The sequence below is a fragment of the Vreelandella janggokensis genome (assembly GCF_031451615.1).
Taxonomy (GTDB): Bacteria; Pseudomonadota; Gammaproteobacteria; order Pseudomonadales; family Halomonadaceae; genus Vreelandella; species Vreelandella janggokensis.
In genome coordinates this window covers 287,895-304,545 of record NZ_JARWAJ010000003.1, presented here as the reverse complement: position 1 = coordinate 304,545, position 16,651 = coordinate 287,895, and the positions used below count along the sequence as shown (strand labels likewise).

19 protein-coding genes are annotated in these 16,651 nt (G+C 57.3%); 8 read left to right on the top strand and 11 right to left on the bottom strand.

The features are described 5' to 3' along the window. Positions 1 to 233: 233 nt before the first annotated feature. Entirely contained in the window at positions 234 to 1,154 is a 921-nt protein-coding gene (locus QC816_RS11030) for a DMT family transporter (RefSeq protein WP_309782186.1), read from the bottom strand. A gap of 93 nt (positions 1,155 to 1,247) precedes the next feature. On the opposite strand from QC816_RS11030, the gene QC816_RS11025 reads away from it, so the two are divergent. Next, positions 1,248 to 2,156, top strand: coding sequence for a LysR substrate-binding domain-containing protein (locus tag QC816_RS11025; protein WP_309782184.1), 909 nt, complete (start codon positions 1,248 to 1,250; stop codon positions 2,154 to 2,156). Between the two features lie 130 nt (positions 2,157 to 2,286). Here the strand turns inward: QC816_RS11025 and QC816_RS11020 are convergent, their stop codons facing one another. Then, a complete protein-coding gene (locus tag QC816_RS11020) occupies positions 2,287 to 3,606 on the bottom strand; it encodes a type II toxin-antitoxin system HipA family toxin (RefSeq protein ID WP_309782182.1) in 1,320 nt (439 codons plus the stop codon). Continuing rightward, positions 3,593 to 3,925, bottom strand: coding sequence for a helix-turn-helix transcriptional regulator (locus tag QC816_RS11015; RefSeq protein WP_309782180.1), 333 nt, complete (start codon positions 3,923 to 3,925; stop codon positions 3,593 to 3,595). Before QC816_RS11015 ends, QC816_RS11020 begins: the two co-directional genes overlap by 14 nt. A gap of 434 nt (positions 3,926 to 4,359) precedes the next feature. On the opposite strand from QC816_RS11015, the gene QC816_RS11010 reads away from it, so the two are divergent. From QC816_RS11010 to QC816_RS10980, 7 genes are all read left to right on the top strand, one after another. Then, a complete protein-coding gene (locus tag QC816_RS11010; protein ID WP_309782178.1) occupies positions 4,360 to 5,193 on the top strand; it encodes a transporter substrate-binding domain-containing protein in 834 nt (277 codons plus the stop codon). Between the two features lie 23 nt (positions 5,194 to 5,216). Continuing rightward, on the top strand, positions 5,217 to 5,879 hold the full coding sequence (locus tag QC816_RS11005) for an amino acid ABC transporter permease (protein ID WP_309782176.1): 663 nt from the start codon (positions 5,217 to 5,219) through the stop codon (positions 5,877 to 5,879). Positions 5,880 to 5,887: 8 nt separating this feature from the next. Further along, the gene (locus tag QC816_RS11000) at positions 5,888 to 6,550 is read left to right on the top strand and encodes an amino acid ABC transporter permease (RefSeq protein WP_309782174.1); all 663 of its coding nucleotides are present in this window, start codon (positions 5,888 to 5,890) and stop codon (positions 6,548 to 6,550) included. A gap of 8 nt (positions 6,551 to 6,558) precedes the next feature. Continuing rightward, entirely contained in the window at positions 6,559 to 7,326 is a 768-nt protein-coding gene (locus QC816_RS10995; RefSeq protein WP_309782172.1) for an amino acid ABC transporter ATP-binding protein, read from the top strand. A 12-nt stretch (positions 7,327 to 7,338) separates the two neighbouring features. Continuing rightward, positions 7,339 to 7,728: a RidA family protein gene (locus QC816_RS10990; RefSeq protein WP_309782171.1), complete on the top strand. Its 390-nt coding sequence runs from the start codon at positions 7,339 to 7,341 to the stop codon at positions 7,726 to 7,728. Positions 7,729 to 7,779: 51 nt separating this feature from the next. Next, a complete protein-coding gene (locus tag QC816_RS10985; RefSeq protein ID WP_309782169.1) occupies positions 7,780 to 8,571 on the top strand; it encodes an IclR family transcriptional regulator in 792 nt (263 codons plus the stop codon). 71 nt (positions 8,572 to 8,642) lie between these two features. Continuing rightward, positions 8,643 to 9,704 (top strand): D-TA family PLP-dependent enzyme, encoded by a 1,062-nt coding sequence (locus tag QC816_RS10980; protein WP_309782168.1) that lies wholly within the window; start codon positions 8,643 to 8,645, stop codon positions 9,702 to 9,704. A gap of 160 nt (positions 9,705 to 9,864) precedes the next feature. On the opposite strand, the gene QC816_RS10975 is transcribed toward QC816_RS10980, so the two are convergent. The 8 genes from QC816_RS10975 to QC816_RS10940 form a co-directional block, all read right to left on the bottom strand. Then, complete coding sequence (locus QC816_RS10975; protein ID WP_309782166.1) at positions 9,865 to 10,440, bottom strand: hypothetical protein; 576 nt, start codon at positions 10,438 to 10,440, stop codon at positions 9,865 to 9,867. A gap of 36 nt (positions 10,441 to 10,476) precedes the next feature. After that, entirely contained in the window at positions 10,477 to 10,773 is a 297-nt protein-coding gene (locus QC816_RS10970; RefSeq protein WP_092826555.1) for a DUF1330 domain-containing protein, read from the bottom strand. Positions 10,774 to 10,843: 70 nt separating this feature from the next. Beyond that, positions 10,844 to 11,362 (bottom strand): cupin, encoded by a 519-nt coding sequence (locus QC816_RS10965; protein WP_309782163.1) that lies wholly within the window; start codon positions 11,360 to 11,362, stop codon positions 10,844 to 10,846. A gap of 76 nt (positions 11,363 to 11,438) precedes the next feature. After that, a complete protein-coding gene (gene crtB / locus QC816_RS10960) occupies positions 11,439 to 12,368 on the bottom strand; it encodes a 15-cis-phytoene synthase CrtB (protein WP_309782161.1) in 930 nt (309 codons plus the stop codon). Next, on the bottom strand, positions 12,358 to 13,851 hold the full coding sequence (locus tag QC816_RS10955) for a phytoene desaturase (RefSeq protein ID WP_309782159.1): 1,494 nt from the start codon (positions 13,849 to 13,851) through the stop codon (positions 12,358 to 12,360). The genes crtB and QC816_RS10955 overlap by 11 nt, the downstream gene beginning before the upstream one ends. Then, a complete protein-coding gene (gene crtY / locus QC816_RS10950; protein ID WP_309782156.1) occupies positions 13,848 to 15,038 on the bottom strand; it encodes a lycopene beta-cyclase CrtY in 1,191 nt (396 codons plus the stop codon). Before crtY ends, QC816_RS10955 begins: the two co-directional genes overlap by 4 nt. 60 nt (positions 15,039 to 15,098) lie before the next feature. Next, complete coding sequence (gene fni, locus QC816_RS10945; RefSeq protein ID WP_309782153.1) at positions 15,099 to 16,160, bottom strand: type 2 isopentenyl-diphosphate Delta-isomerase; 1,062 nt, start codon at positions 16,158 to 16,160, stop codon at positions 15,099 to 15,101. Then, positions 16,150 to 16,650: a sterol desaturase family protein gene (locus tag QC816_RS10940; RefSeq protein ID WP_233337354.1), complete on the bottom strand. Its 501-nt coding sequence runs from the start codon at positions 16,648 to 16,650 to the stop codon at positions 16,150 to 16,152. The genes fni and QC816_RS10940 overlap by 11 nt, the downstream gene beginning before the upstream one ends. Between the last annotated feature and the right edge of the window lies 1 nt (position 16,651).

Sequence of the window (16,651 nt, the reverse complement as noted above, 5' to 3'; positions counted from 1 at the left end):
ATATGATCTGAATAATTGACACAGCAGTGGAGCATTTGAGCAGGGCATCAATGCGCATAAATACCAATCGCTGGCCAAGGTAAGTAAAGCCACCGCAACATGTGATTTAGCTGAACTGGTAAAAAAGGACTGCCTCTACAAGCTACCCGACGGGGGCGCAACACGCGTTATTGGGTGATGCTTGGTTAAGCAACTACCGAGGATGTCTCGGAAGTGCATCATGAAAATAGGCGTCAGCCCCGCTGTTGCCGTAATACCATCACCCCCGCGATTAAGATCATGCCTATTCCCAGCCAAGTCATGGCATCGGGCACTTCGCTGAATAGCAGATAGCCCCAAAGGCTGGCGAAGATGAGGTAGGCGTAATCAAAGGTGCCGATCAACGCCGAAGGGGCGATTTGATAAGCCCTTGCCACCCCGGTATTCACAATGATCAGCAGTAGGGCGTACGCGCTAACGATCAATAATGCTGTGGCATCTAGCGGTTGCCAACCAGCGAACAGGAAAGGTGCGCGTTCAGCAAGCGATGCTGTGCTGCTGATTGACACCAATACGCTGAAGAGCGTGCCTGCTGCCAGGAAGGCTAGATTTAATCCCAGGGTGAGAAGTAAGGGATGCTCTCTTTGGCAGTGGTGGCGAGTGACCAGCATGGCTAGCGCATAAAAGAGGGCGGCAAGCACGGGTAGCAGTGCGGCAGGTGTGAAGGCGTCGCCGCCAGGCCGCAACACCACCACCACGCCAAGGAAACCGCAGAGTATGCCCAGCCAAGCCTGGCGTGAAAGATGCTCGCCCGCCCCAAAAGCAGCCAGCACGGCAATAAACAGCGGCGTGGTGTAAATAGCGACCGCTGCCACTGAGAGTGGAATCAGCGGCAGTGCTGCGTAGTAGGCGATCCACATCAGTAACAGAAGCAGGCTTCTTATCGCCACCCAGCGGCGTGATTTTACCTTGGGGCGGGGGCCTGAATGACCAATGATCAATCCAAAGAGTAACGACAGCGATAGTGCTGAGGCGATGACATAGAGTTGCCATAGCGACATACTGGCACTTAGATACTTAACCAGGGCGTCGGTCAACGCCAGCAGAAAGACAGCCCCAATGATAAGGCTTATGCCCTGTAGGATATTATCTTGTGGTTCAGCGGTGACCTTCATTGCAGCGTTCCAGGTATGAATTCCGCTATAGAATGCCGCTGCCTCTAGCCGTGCTTCAAACGACTTCTGCGTCACAATGTATGAGCTCAGATTATGGATAACGTCATCAAGTCTCTTCCACCGCTGGCGACGCTGCGCCCCTTTGAGGCTGCCGCCAGGCTTGAAAGTTTTTCGCGCGCGGCCGATGAGCTACACCTTACTCAGGCGGCTATCAGCCGACAGATCCGTGCGCTGGAGGAAGACCTTGGCGTGATGCTTTTCGAGCGCCGTCATCGCCGTGTGTTTCTTACCCGCGAGGGGCGCGAGTTTGGCCGTACGGTCTCCCAGGCGCTGGAGAGTATTGCCACGGGAGCTCAGGGACTGCGTGGCGACCCGGATGATAAGCGCGTCGTATTGTTCTGCCAGTTATGCGAAGCGTTCTATTGGCTGATGCCACAGCTGGCGGACTTCAATCGACGCTATCCTGACATTGAGATACAGCTGGCGACCTCGACACGGCCGATTACCGAATTTAGTGGCCGCTTCGACATTGCGCTGCAAACCAACGGACGACCCAGCGGGAGCCATCGTGTGGTGTTTACCGCCGAGGACGAGATATTTCCGGTCTGCAGCCCTGCTTACCTGAAAGGGGCCGCTACGCCGTTGAGTCTCAATGCGTTGCTGAACCAGCGGCTACTGCACCACCACGCTGAACCGCCGGACTGGCTGGAGTGGGATGATTGGTTTCGTGCCATGGGGCACTTTGAGTTTTCATCAGCGGAGAGCGCTGTGTTCGATAGCTATCCACTGTTACTGCAAGCGGCTGTCGCGGGGCACGGTATCGCCTTGGGATGGCGGCGCACAACGCAACGCTTAATTGAAAATGGCGAACTGATCCGCCCGGTGACAGAGAGCTTGCCCCAGCACGATGCCATCGCCTTATACACTCGCCAGGGCGCACCTCAACGCCAAGGCAGCGAAGCATTACTTGGTTGGCTGCGAGAGGTGTTGAGTCATGAGTGATAGTAGGGCTTGTATATGTTCTCCATAACTCTATGAGCCGAATATAAACCGTAATCGGCTCATAATATGATCTGAATAGATGGGTCAATCGGCGCACGCATCCTTGGGAGCAGCGCCACTGGCCGCCTTTTTAACCGAGCAACTGCGCGCGCGCGGCCTCAAAGCCTTCAAGTAGCGTGCGATGTTCGGCCCCCAGGCCTTCGATGCAATAGCTGTTCAAAAACTGCCGACCGGCAAAGAGCTTCCGGTCAGTCTCGGTCAGCTTGGCTTCCTCGCAGAGCCCCTTCCACTCACTGGCAATCGTTGCGAGCTGTTGCTCAATGATGATCTTGGCTTCTGTGTCATTGAGCAAGAAATCAGGCGCGGCCGCGAGACAGCTATGCAGCGTGCTCATACGGTTTTCACCCTTGATCAGCATCGCCTGTGTCGCCTCGTTGCCGGTTCTTCCTTGGGGGCAAATGTCATAGGCTGGGGTCAAAGTGAGCATCTCGCCGTCCCAGAAAGCAGCATGATTGCGGGCATGGTCGTCCGTGTTGCCGCATAGGATATTGAAAACGATCCGTCCGTAGAGCTCTCGCAGCGTTTCCTGTGGGTCGCTGAAGCGGTGACGGATAATCTCGGCAAGATCTTCATAAGACGCATAGCGTGCCATCATTTCGTCAAGGCCGAGCATCGTCAGAGCCGAGACCATCGCTTTACGCTGCCAGCCAGCCTCTGATTTGAGGCGGTCAAAGCGTTCGATGAGCAGAACGTCCTTGCCAGCCGCTGAGATCATCGAGACTGAGGCAACATTGAGGTTACATAAAGCCGCGAGCTTCATGGCGATAAATTCCAACTTCACAACGCTGTAAAGATCCGAGCTCGACGAGAATTTGGCGATTGTTTTGTGATCGCCGTTGTCAATCAGGGCTTTCGGGCGCGCGCCGCCGATCGACGTGCCGTGGTTCAACGCCTGGTCGAGAGCTGGCGTCAGCGGGGCGCCTTTCTCGATCCGTTCGGCCGCTTCAAGCAATTCCTCATAGGACGCTTCTGCCTTGAGGCGGGGAACGTATTCGGTGGCGGAATGCTGAAAATCGAGTGCACCGATTCGGTCTGATCCGGACTCAAGCAAGTAGGTCAGTTCGTCGATGTCGCTGGTTTCGGTCTCGGCGGCCTTGGCACCCATTAGACGGTTGATGATAACCCTGCGGCCCCAAGCGTCAGGCGAGCCGTCACGAAGGCAACTGGCCATTGCTAAGCCAGCGGCCGGTTCGATCAGGCCGCGGCGGAGCGGAAGCTCGGCGTCATAGATGGGTATTGCGTCATCACGCTCCAAATAGCTGGCGCCATAGTTGAAAGCGTAGGTGCCCCTTTGCTGTGTGATTCGTCCAGCCACGACAGGTTGTGTTTCTCCCGGCAGCCAAATCCAGACATAGGCTCCTTTGTGGTCAGTAAGCTTAGAAATCATCATCGACCTCCTGCTTACTAGGGCGAACGCTCTTAGGCAGCAGCGTTAGTTTGTCTTCGAGATGGGCGTTATGAATCGCCAGGGTCCGTTCGTCAACATCGAACAGACTGACGCCGACGAGTGTCGCAACCTCGAAGACGGTGCCGATCTCAGAACCGGCTTCGCCGTTTTCGATGTTGCGGAGGGTCCTGCGGGTGATGCCCGCGCGTTCTGCCAGTTCTGTAGCCGTCATTTTGCGCTCCAGACGGCCAGCCTTGATCAACTTGCCAAAGAGTGAGAGCGCCTGCTTCGTGACGCGAGAGTAGCTGCGTGCCCGTTTCATCGCCGTTCCATTAGTTTGGGTAATTTAAGACCCATAAAAGCTATTTTGGGCTTTTAAATGCTCATTATGAGTCAGCTTTGGCAAGATGCCAAGTTTAGATAGGCTGCTGCAGCGTTGGCAAACAGATACTGGAAATAGTCTATCGAATCCGGCAGAGGGAGGGCTCAGAGATCGTGGACAACTACGATGCGGCGTTGCGTCGACCGATGAGAGGGGTGCTGCTTAACTGCGCGTGAGGTTCAGGTCATGGCTTAAGTTCATGCACTTTCAAGCTTAACAGTGGAAGAACTTAAATCCGCGCTCGTCTGAAAAAAAAGTTGACAAGCGCAAACAGTCGACATTAACTGAAGTCTGGAATAGTAATCTTCATTCCAATATACCGGAAATATCTAAGAAGTCCAACATACCGGAATATTCCAACAAGGAGACTCATCATGTTAAAAGCCTTTACCCTACTCAGTTCCACTGCGTTCGCCTGTTGCGCCTTCGCCAGTGCAGCTCAGGCCGACAAACTTCAGGACGTTCTCGACCGCGGATATCTAATTGCGGGAACTGGCAGCACCAACTCTCCCTGGCACTTCAAGGACGCCAACAATGAACTTGTCGGATTCGACGTCGACATGCTTCGGCTGATTGCCAAGGGCTTATTCGACGACCCTGAGGCGATCGAATTCGTCAACCAATCGGGCGATGCTCGAATCCCAAACCTCGCGACCGACAAGGTTGATGTGGCCTGCCAGTTCATGACAGTGACAGCTGGCCGCGCACAGCAGGTCGAGTTCACGATCCCCTATTATCGTGAAGGCGTGGGCCTGATGCTGATGGCAGACGGCGAATATGCCGATTACGACGCGCTGAAAGCAGCGGGGAGTGACATCACAGTATCGGTGCTGCAGAACGTCTATGCAGAGGAAATGGTGCATGCCGCCCTGCCAGAGGCTAATGTCGACCAGTACGACAGCGTTGATTTGATGTACCAAGCGCTGAACTCGGGGCGCTCTGATGCAGCAGCGACCGACCAGTCGTCGTTGAGGTGGTACATGACGCAGAACCCGAACCGTTTTGCCGACGCCGGTCACGGCTGGAACCCCCAAAGCTATAGCTGCGCCGTTAAGCCTGGCGAGCAGCGCTGGCTGAACTTTGTGAACTCGGTTCTGCACGAGGCTATGACAGGTGTTGAATTCAACACCTATGCAGCTTCCTTTGAAGAATGGTTCGGAGTGGAACTCGACCCGCCCCAGATTGGTTTCCCGATCGAGTACAAGTAAGACAGAAAATCCTGGGGGGATTTATGGAATACAATTTCAATTTTTCGGCGGTGTGGAGAGACTTCGATATCTTGCTCTCTGGTTTGGGGCTGGGGCTAGTTTTAGCCTTGGCCTCCATCGCGATCGGTTGTCTGATCGGGTTGTTCCTGGCTTTCGCGATGTTATCAAAAAAGAAGCCTATCCGTTGGGCTGCGTCAGTCTATGTATCGGCATTCCGCAACACGCCGATTCTTGTACTAATCCTCTTTACCTTTTTTGCACTGCCGGAACTCGGTATTAACCTTGGCAAAATTGAAAGCTTCATCGTCACGCTTTCGGTCTATTCTGGTGCTTACTTGACCGAAGTCTTTCGCTCTGGCCTCGTTTCGTTGCCCTCGGGGCTTCGAGAGGCCGGGCTGACTATCGGATTGACCGAATTCCGGACCAAGGTTCTCATCACTATCCCGGTCATGTTCCGTCGTGTCCTGCCCGCGCTCGGCAATAACTTTATTTCTCTATTCAAGGATACTTCGCTTGCTGCGGTCATCGCCGTTCCTGAGCTTACTTTCTACGCCCGCAAGATCAACGTGGAAACTTTCCGTGTAATCGAGACCTGGTTGGTTGCAAGCCTTATGTATGTTGTCGCCTGTTCGATCATTGCCGCAATTCTACGGCGTACCGAAAGCCGTCTGGCGATCCCGAGATAGGTGACCAAATGGATATAATGCAAGCTCTTAATGCTGTCTGGGCGGCGCGGATGCCTTTGCTAGACGGTTTCGGCTATACGATCCTCATTTCAACTGTGTCGATACTGCTGGGCACGCCCCTAGGAGTCGTCGTTGGGGTGATTCTCTCCTATGGAAACCCGGTCTTACGATTCTTCGTGCGCCTGTATTCCGACTTCCTGCGTGGCACGCCGGTCTTCGTACTGATTCTTGCCTGTTACTACATTCTATCGATAATTGGTATTCAACTGTCAGCTATGCACGCTGGTGTCTTCGCGCTTACGCTATTTTGCTCATCGCATGTCGGTGAAATTGTTCAAGGCGCCCTGAAGGCTATTCCTAAGGGACAGACTGAAGCAGCGAAATCTGTAGGCCTCACGTTTTTTGGAACGTTCTTCTCAGTACTCCTTCCGCAGGCGCTTCGAATGATCCTGCCGACTTGGGTGACGACTGCCACCGAAATTGTGAAAGCATCGACGCTGCTCTCGGTCATCGGTGTGGTCGAGTTGCTGCTGGCGGCTCAGCAAGTGATCTCCCGCACATATCTTAGCCTCGAACTCTACTTCTTTGCGGGGCTTATCTTCTTCCTTATCAACTTCGCGATCGAGAAAGCCGGACGCTTCGTCGAACGCAAAGTCTCGTTGCCCAGTTGAGGTGTACATTGACTGTTCCTGTTCTGAAAATCACAAACCTGCATAAAAAATTCGGTGAGGTTGAGGTGCTAAAAGGCATCGACCTAACCATGCAAAGTGGCAATGTCGTGAGTCTGATTGGATCGAGCGGATCAGGAAAGACTACCCTGCTGCGTTGCGTCAACCTGCTGGAAGACTACGAGGATGGAGTCGTCGCTGTTGAGGGGGAACAGATCGGCTACAAGCAGCATAAGGGGAAGCGAATCCGGCTTAAAGAAAGAGAAATAGCTCGCCAGCGCGCTATGACCGGTATGGCATTCCAGCATTTCAATCTTTTTCCTCATATGAGCGCGATCCATAATGTCATGCTGGGTTTGATCAAAACTCGCAAGATACCGAAGGACGAGGCTTACGCGGCTGCAGAGGATTGGCTGGATCGTGTGGGTATGAAGGATCGAAAGGACCATTACCCGGGACAGCTTTCTGGTGGCCAACAGCAGCGGGTTGCCATCGCCCGTGCGATCGCCATGAAACCGGCGCTCATGCTCTTTGACGAGGTGACCTCCGCGCTTGACCCAGAGTTAGTTAGCGAAGTGCTGGCAGTCGTCAAGGATCTCGCCTCAGACGGCATGACGATGCTCTTAGTTACTCACGAGATGCAGTTCGCCCACGACGTGTCGGACACCGTCGTCTTCATGCAAGACGGTCGCATAGGCGAGGAGGGCCCACCCGAGCAACTCTTCCACAACCCGAAATCAGAACGTCTCGCGGCGTTCCTCAAAAATTCAAAGTTTTAATAAGGATAGAATATGAGCATTAAAAGGCATGGTTTAAACGAATCCAAGGGCTCTGGGCGTCAGACGTTACCTTTTGCTAAAGCGACAGAGGCCGATGGCTGGCTCTATGTCTCTGGCCAGACGCCGATGGTGGATGGCGAAGTGATTGATGGTGGAATTGTGCCACAGGCCCATCAGGCGATCAGCAATATGATCGCGATCGTGGAGTCAGCTGGCTATAGCGTTGCCGACATCATGCGAGTCGGGGTCTGGCTTGACGATCCACGCGATTTCTGGAGCTTTAACAAGATCTTTGCCCAATACTTCGCCGATTCACCTCCTGCCCGAGCTTGTGTTCAATCGGCAATGGTTGTCGACTGTAAGGTCGAGGTTGACTGTATTGCTTATCGCAAGGCGACCTGACAAAAATTCCCTGCAGAGGGCACACTCAACGAAGAAACAGCCGGTACCTGAATGAGTAATGAGAAATTTGCCCCACCTACCAGAACGAAAGAACGTGGGCTGGAGCGTGCCTTTTTGATCCTTGACTATCTTTGCACAATTAGTGAGCCACAGCGCCCCATTGACATTGCAACCGGCATGGGAGCCCCAAAGTCCTCGATATACGAACTGGTTGGCCTGCTGACGACAGCGGGTCTGCTGGAACGCACTGACTCTGAAGGGCGGGTTTTCCTCGGACGCAAGTTGCACTACTGGGGGCTGAACTATTTGAAGAACTTCGATATAACACGCCATGCTCGGCCGGTTCTGGAATGGATCACGGATCAGACTCGCGAGACATCGCAGCTATGCATGCTCGAGCGAGATAAGTACTTCGTTGCGATGATGAACGAGGGTAGTCGTCCCTTCAGGATTAGTGCTGATGTCGGCGAGCGGACGCCCATCCCCTGGACTGCGTCGGGCCGTTTGCTTCTCGGCCATCTAACAACGAAGGAAATCTTGGCGCTAATACCACCCGAGGATTTCATATGCCCCAACGGTGGTCGTATTGACCCTCAGGAGTATGCCGATAGCGTGCATAAGGCCTGGAAAGAGAAGTTTTTCTCTTTTGATAGCATTGCGGACAATTTTACCCACTGTTTCGCAGCACCAGTTCTCGATGCCGAAGGAATTTGTCAAAGCACCGTCTGTATCATCGCACCTAAGCAGGATGCTATGGAAAACTATGCCCTATATCGCGAGACTCTCATTCAGGCGGGAAGGAGACTGTCGTATCTACCCAATATTTCGAACGACTATATTTAAGGCCAAGTGGCGAGATAACCTGATCGTAAACTTGACCTTCATCGACGCCACCATTCTGCTGAGATTAGCTGATGCATATCAATGACATTGATACCCCCGCTGTACTAATCGACCTGGATAGAGTCGAAGCGAATCTGAAACGTGCGCAGGATTATGCCGATGCGCACGATCTTTCTCTGAGGCCTCACGTGAAGACCCATAAACTTCCGGAAATGGCTCAGAAGCAGGTGGCACTGGGAGCTATAGGCATCACTTGCCAGAAGATCGGTGAGGCGGCGGCAATGGCCGATGGTGGGCTGACTGATATTTTCTTGCCCTACAATATTCTCGGCACATCCAAACTCGACAGACTAGTCGACTTGCATACCCGCGTGACTTTGTCAGTTACTGCCGATAGCGCCCATACAATCGCGGGTTATGCCGCCCGGTTCAGTGCAGCCGACCCACTGAACGTCTTGGTGGAATGCGATACCGGTGCAGGGCGCTGCGGTGTGCAGACTCTGGAAGAGACGGTGGCGCTCGCCCGGCAAATCCGTGATGCGCCAGGCCTTACTTTCGGCGGACTGATGACTTATCCACCCAAGGGCAACATCGACAAGGCCGATGCGTGGCTGCATAAAGCCAAGGCCGCGCTCGAGTCGGCGGGCTTTCCGCCCAAAGTAATCTCTTCCGGGGGGACTCCCGATATGTATCGCGCCGGTGAAGGCACTGCCACGACCGAATACCGGCCCGGCACCTACATCTATTCTGACCGGATGCAAGTCGCTTTCGGCGTCGGGACACTGGACGATTGCGCGTTGACGGTGAAGGCCACGGTGGTCAGCCGCCCTAAAGTAGATCGCGCAGTCATCGATTCCGGCTCAAAGGCACTGGCAGCCGATGCGGTTCCGGCGCCGTACAAAGGCCACGGCCATCTGGTGGAGTATCCGGATGCTGTGATCACCTCTCTCTCCGAGGAACATGCGGTCGTTGATCTGTCTGCCTGCATGGACAAACCATTAATCGGCGACACGGTTCGTGTAATTCCTAATCATGCCTGCGTCGTCACCAACCTGTTCGACACGGTCTACCTAGTGCGAGGCGATACCGTCGAAAGGGAGGTCGAGATCACATCGCGCGGGCATCTGCAATGATGACCATGAAAGTTGGTATCGTCTAACTGGAATGAAAAGGGCCTCTGGAGTCATAAAGTAGGTTCTATGCCTGCTGTTTGCACTGATTCTCACATCCGATGAGATCCAGACTCCCTTTTCTTTGGGCCAGCTTACCTCCTGAATTCAATTAAGAATTGCATTAGCGATGTGTTGGCCGCAATAAAAGGTCGGCATCACGGTCGTCGGCTTTAGAAGAGCTCTTTACTGGCTCTGATTCTGTCTCCGGCTCGATCACGATTTCATGCGCAAGCCGCTCTTTTTCAAGCGCTGCCAAGGCAATTTGATAGCAGTCTTCGATATGACGGTTGCCCATCACCTTCATGGCGGTGAAGCTGATGCTGCCTGCCACGGCACTGCCGATTAGCGGGACGAACTTCGTCACGCCTTTCGCGGCGACCTTGATGCCCATCTTGTTGAGCACCGTCACGATGAGTTTTTTGGTGATGTATTTCCCGGCCAGCTTGCTGCCGGTATTGGAAATGGCGGTCATCACAAAGAGCTTGGATTCGGTATCCAGGCTTTCGATTTGTTCAGGCGATAAGCCAAATTTTTCATTAATTTGGGGGATCAACCGCATCAAGATGGCCACGTCTGAGCCAAGGTCCACCCCGGGGATGGGAATGATCGCCGCCCCGGCTGAAAGGCCTGAGCTCCTCGTGACCAACGACTGGCACGACTGTTTGATGGCGTCGAGGTCTTCCCGTGACTCGATCATGATGCGGTCCTCTCTTGATAGACGATGGTGGGCTTCTCAGGCGCCCTCGATGCCATCCACGATAAAGACCCGATAGTCGGCCCCCTGAAAACGGTGCTGGCGGGCTTCCTGGTAGGCGGGGCTTTCATACCAGGCGCGGGCGGCAGCCATATCGGGGAAGCGTAAAATCACCGCCCCTTCCATGGCGCTACCTTCGAGCACTTTGAAATCACCATAGAACGCGAGCGGCTCAGGGTCATGGCCTTCGCGGGCGGCTTTGGCCTTTTCGCTGTAGCGCTCCATTTCGTCACTGTCGTGGGTGTGTTCTTTGATCATTACCACATAAGCAGTCATAGGGAGCTCCTCGTCGGTGTGAAATGTGGGTCTGTGCATCATACCTGCCATGGGCAGACTTCTGCTGGATCTAAGCGTCTTGCGTCCAGAGCGATGTGAGTGAACCGCCGACCGGGTCGCTCTCGGGCATCTCCACGTTAGCCACGCGTGCCTTTGCCGCTTCCAGCTGTGCCGGGTCGCCGCGTTCTATCTCCGGCCTTTGGCCGGGCGGGTAGGCGCCTACCATGCAGAAATCATCGTCCGCCTCCAGGCTTGCATGCCCAACCCCTGCGGGCAGCACCAGCACGTCGCCAGCGCAAAGCATCAGCTCGCGGCCGTTAGGGCCACCCAGTCGTGCTCGGGCTTGGCCGCGAAAGATGCCCAATACTTCGTGAGCGGTGGAGTGAAAGTGGTCAAAGTCATACAGGTGGTAGCGCCATGCCGGCGGCCAGCCGTGGCGCTTGAACATGGCTTCGAAGGTGGCGGCACACGCCTCTGGGTCACGAGTGTCGATAACATCCCGGTAGATCAACACTGGCAGTGGGGAGTTGGGGTAGCCGGTCGCGTCATCGCTGTCCAGATGGAGCGTTTCGGGTTGCTCGATACTCATCATGGCCTCCTGTGTCGTGATGGGTGTCTCTCAGCGTAGACGTTAGTGGCGCGATGGGTCAGCCTATTGCCACCGCTCAGTCGCCCGGTCGCTGCCAGAGACCGCTAGGCCTTGGCGCTGGCTTTTGCCAGCGGGATGTCATCGCGTGAACGAGTCCCAGACCCAGCAGGCGCGCTTTGTCCGCCTTGCTGGTCGAGATGCGCGCGTCCCAGGCCAGAGCACCGTGCGTTTTCACCTTGACCCCGATTTCCCGGTAGACGCCGTGGGCGGTGCCGATGGCCCAGGCGCAGCGAGGCGGCAAGGCCGTCAATCCACCGCGGGCGGCATCATAGTAGGGTTCCGCCAGGTCGATCAGTTGTCGGGCCAGGCCTGCCAGGGCTTCACGATGCCTTGGCGCGGTCATCTCCTGGCGGGGAATGCCGGCTTCTTCCAGCCACTGGGCCGGCAGATAGCAGCGATCAATCTGTGCATCCTCGATGATGTCCCGGGCGATATTGGTCAGCTGAAAGGCCATCCCCAGGTCGCAGGCCCGATCCAGGGTCGCCTCATCCTTCGCGCCCATGATCCAGGCCATCATGATGCCCACCACGCCGGCCACGTGATAGCAGTAGTCCAGGGTGTCGTCGAGGGTGACATAGCGCCGCTGTGCCACGTCCATGGCGAAGCCGTCCAGATGAGCCAGGGGATAGCGCTCGGGGATCCCGTGGTCGAGCGCCACCTCCTGAAAGGCGGCGAAGGCCGGGCTTTGCATGGGCTCCCCGGCATAGGCACGACGCGTCAGGTGTCGCAGCTCGTTCAGGCGCGTCTCGCTGCTTTCGCCCGTGGTTTCCTGAGCACGAAAGCCCAGCTGCTGGTCGTCGATCACGTCGTCGCAGTGGCGGCACCAGGCATAAAGCATCAGGGCGCTGCGCCGAGTGGCCGGATCGAACAGCTTTGCTGCAGTGGCAAAACTCTTGGAGCCCACGGCGATGGTCTGTGCGGCATGCTGTCCTAGCTTATCGGTCATTGAGTCGCTCCAGCATCAGGCCCGCAGTGGCCTTGGCGGAACCGATCACGCCGGGCACCCCGGCCCCGGGATGGGTGCCGGCCCCCACGAGGTAGAGGTTGTCGATCTTGGCATCCTGGTTGTGGGGTCGGAACCAGGCGCTCTGGGTGAGAATCGGCTCCAGGGAGAAGGCGGAACCCAGGTGGGCGTTGAGCTCCTCGCGAAAGTCCAGGGGCGTGAAGTGCCGACAGGTCACCAGGTGCTCCCGTAGCCCGGGAATATAGTGGCGCTCCAGATAGTCGAGGATGCGGTCGCGGTATATCGGCCCCTGGGTTTCCCAGTCGATGTTCGCCTTGCCCAGGTGCGGTACCGGTGCCAGAACATAGTGAGCGCTACAGCCTTCGGGTGCCATGCTCGGATCGGTGACACAGGGGGAGTGCAGGTAGAGGGAAAAATCCTCCGCCAGGGTGTCCGCGTTGAAGATCTCGTCGATCAATTCCTTGTAGCGGGGGCCGAAGCACACCGTATGGTGCTCCAAGCCTTGCGGTGGCCTGTCCAGGCCGAAATAGATCACGAACAGTGACATGCTGAAGCGCTTGCGGCCCAGAGACTTGGCCTGGCGGGTGCCGCGGGAATGCCCGCTCAAGAGCCTGCTGTAGGTATGCATCACGTCTGCGTTGGAGGCCAGTGCATCCGTCGGGAAATGTCGGCCGTCCATCAAGGTGACGCCGCTCACCTGATCCCCTGCGGTTTCGATGTTTGCCACTTCCGCGTTCAGTTCGAGGGTGCCGCCGAGATCCTTGAACAGCTGGACCATACCCTGTACCAGGGCGCCGGTGCCGCCCCGGGGAAACCATACGCCCCACTCCCGCTCCAGGGCATGGATCAGGGTATAAATGGAGGAAGTGGCGAATGGGTTGCCCCCCACCAGCAGGGAATGAAAGGAGAAGACCTGGCGCAGGTGCGGATCCTCGATGAATTTCGAGACCATGGAGTAGACGCTGCGCCAGGCCTGAAGCTTCGCCAGCTGCGGCCCGGCGGCGAGCATGTCGCGAAAGGCCAGAAAGGGCACGGCGCCGAGCTTGCGATAGCCTTCCTCGAACACTGCCTGGGAATAGCTCAGGAAGTGCCGATAGCCCTCCACGTCACGGGGGTTGCGCTCGGCGATCTGTCGCTCCAGGGCGGCCTGATCGTTGACGTAATCGAAGGCAGGGGCATCTTCCCAGCAGAGCCGGTAGAAGGGCGTGACCGGCAGCAGTTCGACATAATCTGCCATGTGTTTGTCTGCCAGATGAAAGAGCTCTTCCAGGGCGGAGGGGTCGGTAATCACCGTCGGGCCGGCATCGAAGGTGAACCCCTGGTCTTCATAGACATAGGCGCGGCCACCGGGCTTGTCGCGCTTTTCCAGCAGGGTGGTCTGGTAGCCGCCGGACTGCAGGCGAATCGCCAGGGCCAGGCCGCCGAAGCCGGCGCCGATCACCAGGGCACGTTGAGGCTGGGTCATGAGCGTATTCCGAAGAAGGTGGATGAAATCTTTTGTGGGGAATTCGCCCGCACCGCCTTGAGCGCTTCGCCAAGCGGCACCGGCGGCTTGCCCATCAGGATGCGCACTTTGTCGGCACGGGTCAGGCGTCCGGCGTAGAAGCGTTCGATCAGCGGTTCTGGCAGGCCGTAGAAACGTTGCATGACCTGCCAGCGCCGCGCCGGGCGGCCCGCCAGGAACAGCATGCGATTGAGCAGGCGAAAGTAGCCCTGGTGTTGCCATTCCCGGGCGGCGAAGGCATGGATGGCCTGGAACAGCGACGCCGCATCGAGCTTGCCAAGCTCGGCGATGCGTTCTGCCAGACCCATCGCCTGGGGCAGGGAGTACCCGGTGGTGGGGTGGAACAGACCGGCGCGCAGGCCGCTTCGTGGTTGGCCCTGGGCGTTCTGCCAGAAGGCACCGAACTCACCCGCCAGGATGATCGGCAGCACGCCGCTCTCTTCCCGCAGGGTTTCGACGATCCGCCAGTCGCGATCCCGCGCGTAGGCGCCAATATGCTCACGCAGTTGGGCCGCGTCCGCCTCCGGGCGGTCCACATAGTGGGTATCCTCGATCAGCAGGGTATCGTGGCTGAACGGCAGCACGTAGACGAACCGGTAGCCGTCCTGCTGGGGCACGCTGGCGTCCATGAGGATCGGTTCTTCCAGGCCGTGGGGCTTGTCCAGGCGGACTTCCTGGCCGAGAAAGGCCTGGTAGCCCAGGGTCAGGTGAGCGCTGTCGGCGGGGCCCCGGCCGTCGATGACCGCTTTCGCGTGCAGCACCCGGCCATCCTCGAGTTCCACGCTATCCGTGGAAAGGCGGGCCACGCGCGTGTCGACCCACAAGTTGTCGCCCAGGGCCTCTTCCAGAACGCAGGCGAAATCCCGGGAGAAGATACTGGCGTAGCCCCCGTTCAACAGGCGCTCGCGGTGCGGGAAGATCACACGGTGCCGTGGCCAGCGACGACCCACCATGGGCGCCAGCCAGGCATGTTGGTCTACGGAGAGATCGCCATCGTGAAACGACCAGGTGTGATGACCACCGGGGCGACTTTCGCTTTCCAGCATCAGCAGGCGCAACTCTGGCTGCGCCTGTATCAAGCGCAGGGCGATCAGGCCATTGGCCAGGCCGCCCCCCACCAGTATCAGGTCATATCCTGGCGCGTTCATGAATCATACCTCGTCGCCAGCGATCGGCGCGGCAGGACAGGGGCGATGACGGCGATATACCTAGCCATGGGGCGCTTCCAGAGGGACGCCGCGATCATCCAGCAGCACCGCCGTACGCAGGGCATGCAGGTCGGCGCTGCCGGTACAGAAACAGGCGATGCGCAACTGCTGGATGATTACCTCGAAGTGCTCGATCACCGCCTGACTCGATTCGGTGGCACTCTCAAGCACTGCGGCGGCCTGGCCCACCAGGTCCGCGCCCAGGCGTATGGCCTTGGCGGCGTCCACTCCATCGCGAATGCCGCCGGAAGCGATCAAAGGCGTCTTCGGCAGGGTCTGGCGCACCGCTCGAATGGCCTGGGCGGTGGGGGTGCCCCAGCCGGCGAAGGCCATGGCGACCCGGCGCTGGTGCTCATTTGTCGCGCGTTCCGCCTCCACCGCCGCCCAGCTGGTGCCGCCGGCGCCGGCCACGTCGATCATCGCCACACCTTCTTCCACCAGCGCCCGGGCCACCTCGGGGGAGATACCCGCGCCGACTTCCTTGACCACCACCGGCACTTCGAGCGACGTGACCAGCGTGCCGATGGCCTGAAGTACGCCACACCAGTCCCGGTCGCCGCCCTGTTGCACGGCCTCCTGCAGGGGGTTGAGGTGGACGATCAATGCATCCGCCTCGATCATCTCCACCGCCCGGCGCGCCCAGTCGATCCCCTGGGGCTCCCGAAGCTGACCCGCGCCGATATTGCCAAGCAGTGGAATATCCGGGGCGATGCGTCGTAACTGCCTGGTCAGGCCATGATCGTTGCCAGACTGCAGGGCGACTCGTTGGGAGCCGATGGCCAGGGCGATACCCAGGTGTTGGGCGGCTTCTGCCAGGTGATGATTGATCGTTTTGGCCCGTTCGGCGCCGCCGGTCATGGAACTGATCAACAGCGGCGCCTTCATGGGTTTATCGAAAAGTCGTGCGCTCAGATCAATCTCGTCCAGGTGCAGCTGTGGCAGGGCGCAATGGGCGAAGCGATAGTCGGCGAATCCCGTAAGGGTCCGAGCGTTAGCCCGACGAGCGTCCAGCACGATGTCGAGATGATCATTCTTGCGTTTCACCATACTGTCATCGGTCATGTCTCGCTCCCGCTGGAGATGCAGCCCGTTGCTGCTTTAGGCGTTTTTTGAGTTTCCTGACATCTGGCGCGTAAAGGAAGCCGAAGGACACAGCCCCCTCTCGAGTACGCACGGCATGATGGATTCGGTGAGCTTGGACCAGACGCTTCAAATAGCCGCTCTTTGGCTGCCAGCGAATCGGCCAGCGTTGGTGAACCATACCGTCGTGAAACAGAGAATAAGCGACGCCGTAAAGCGTGATGCCTGATGCGATAGCCATGAGTGGCGTCCAGTAAAGGTCTCCCACCGCAAACATGCCGACCACCACCAGCGAAAACACCACAACATACAGGTCATTTTTCTCGAACACGCCCTCAGTGGGTTCGTGATGGGATTTGTGCCAGCGCCAGCCCCAGCCGTGCATAATGTACTTATGGGCGTACCAGGCGAACACTTCCATCCCCAGGAAAGCCGCTATCACAAGCATGAGCGTCCATAACCAGTCCATCATG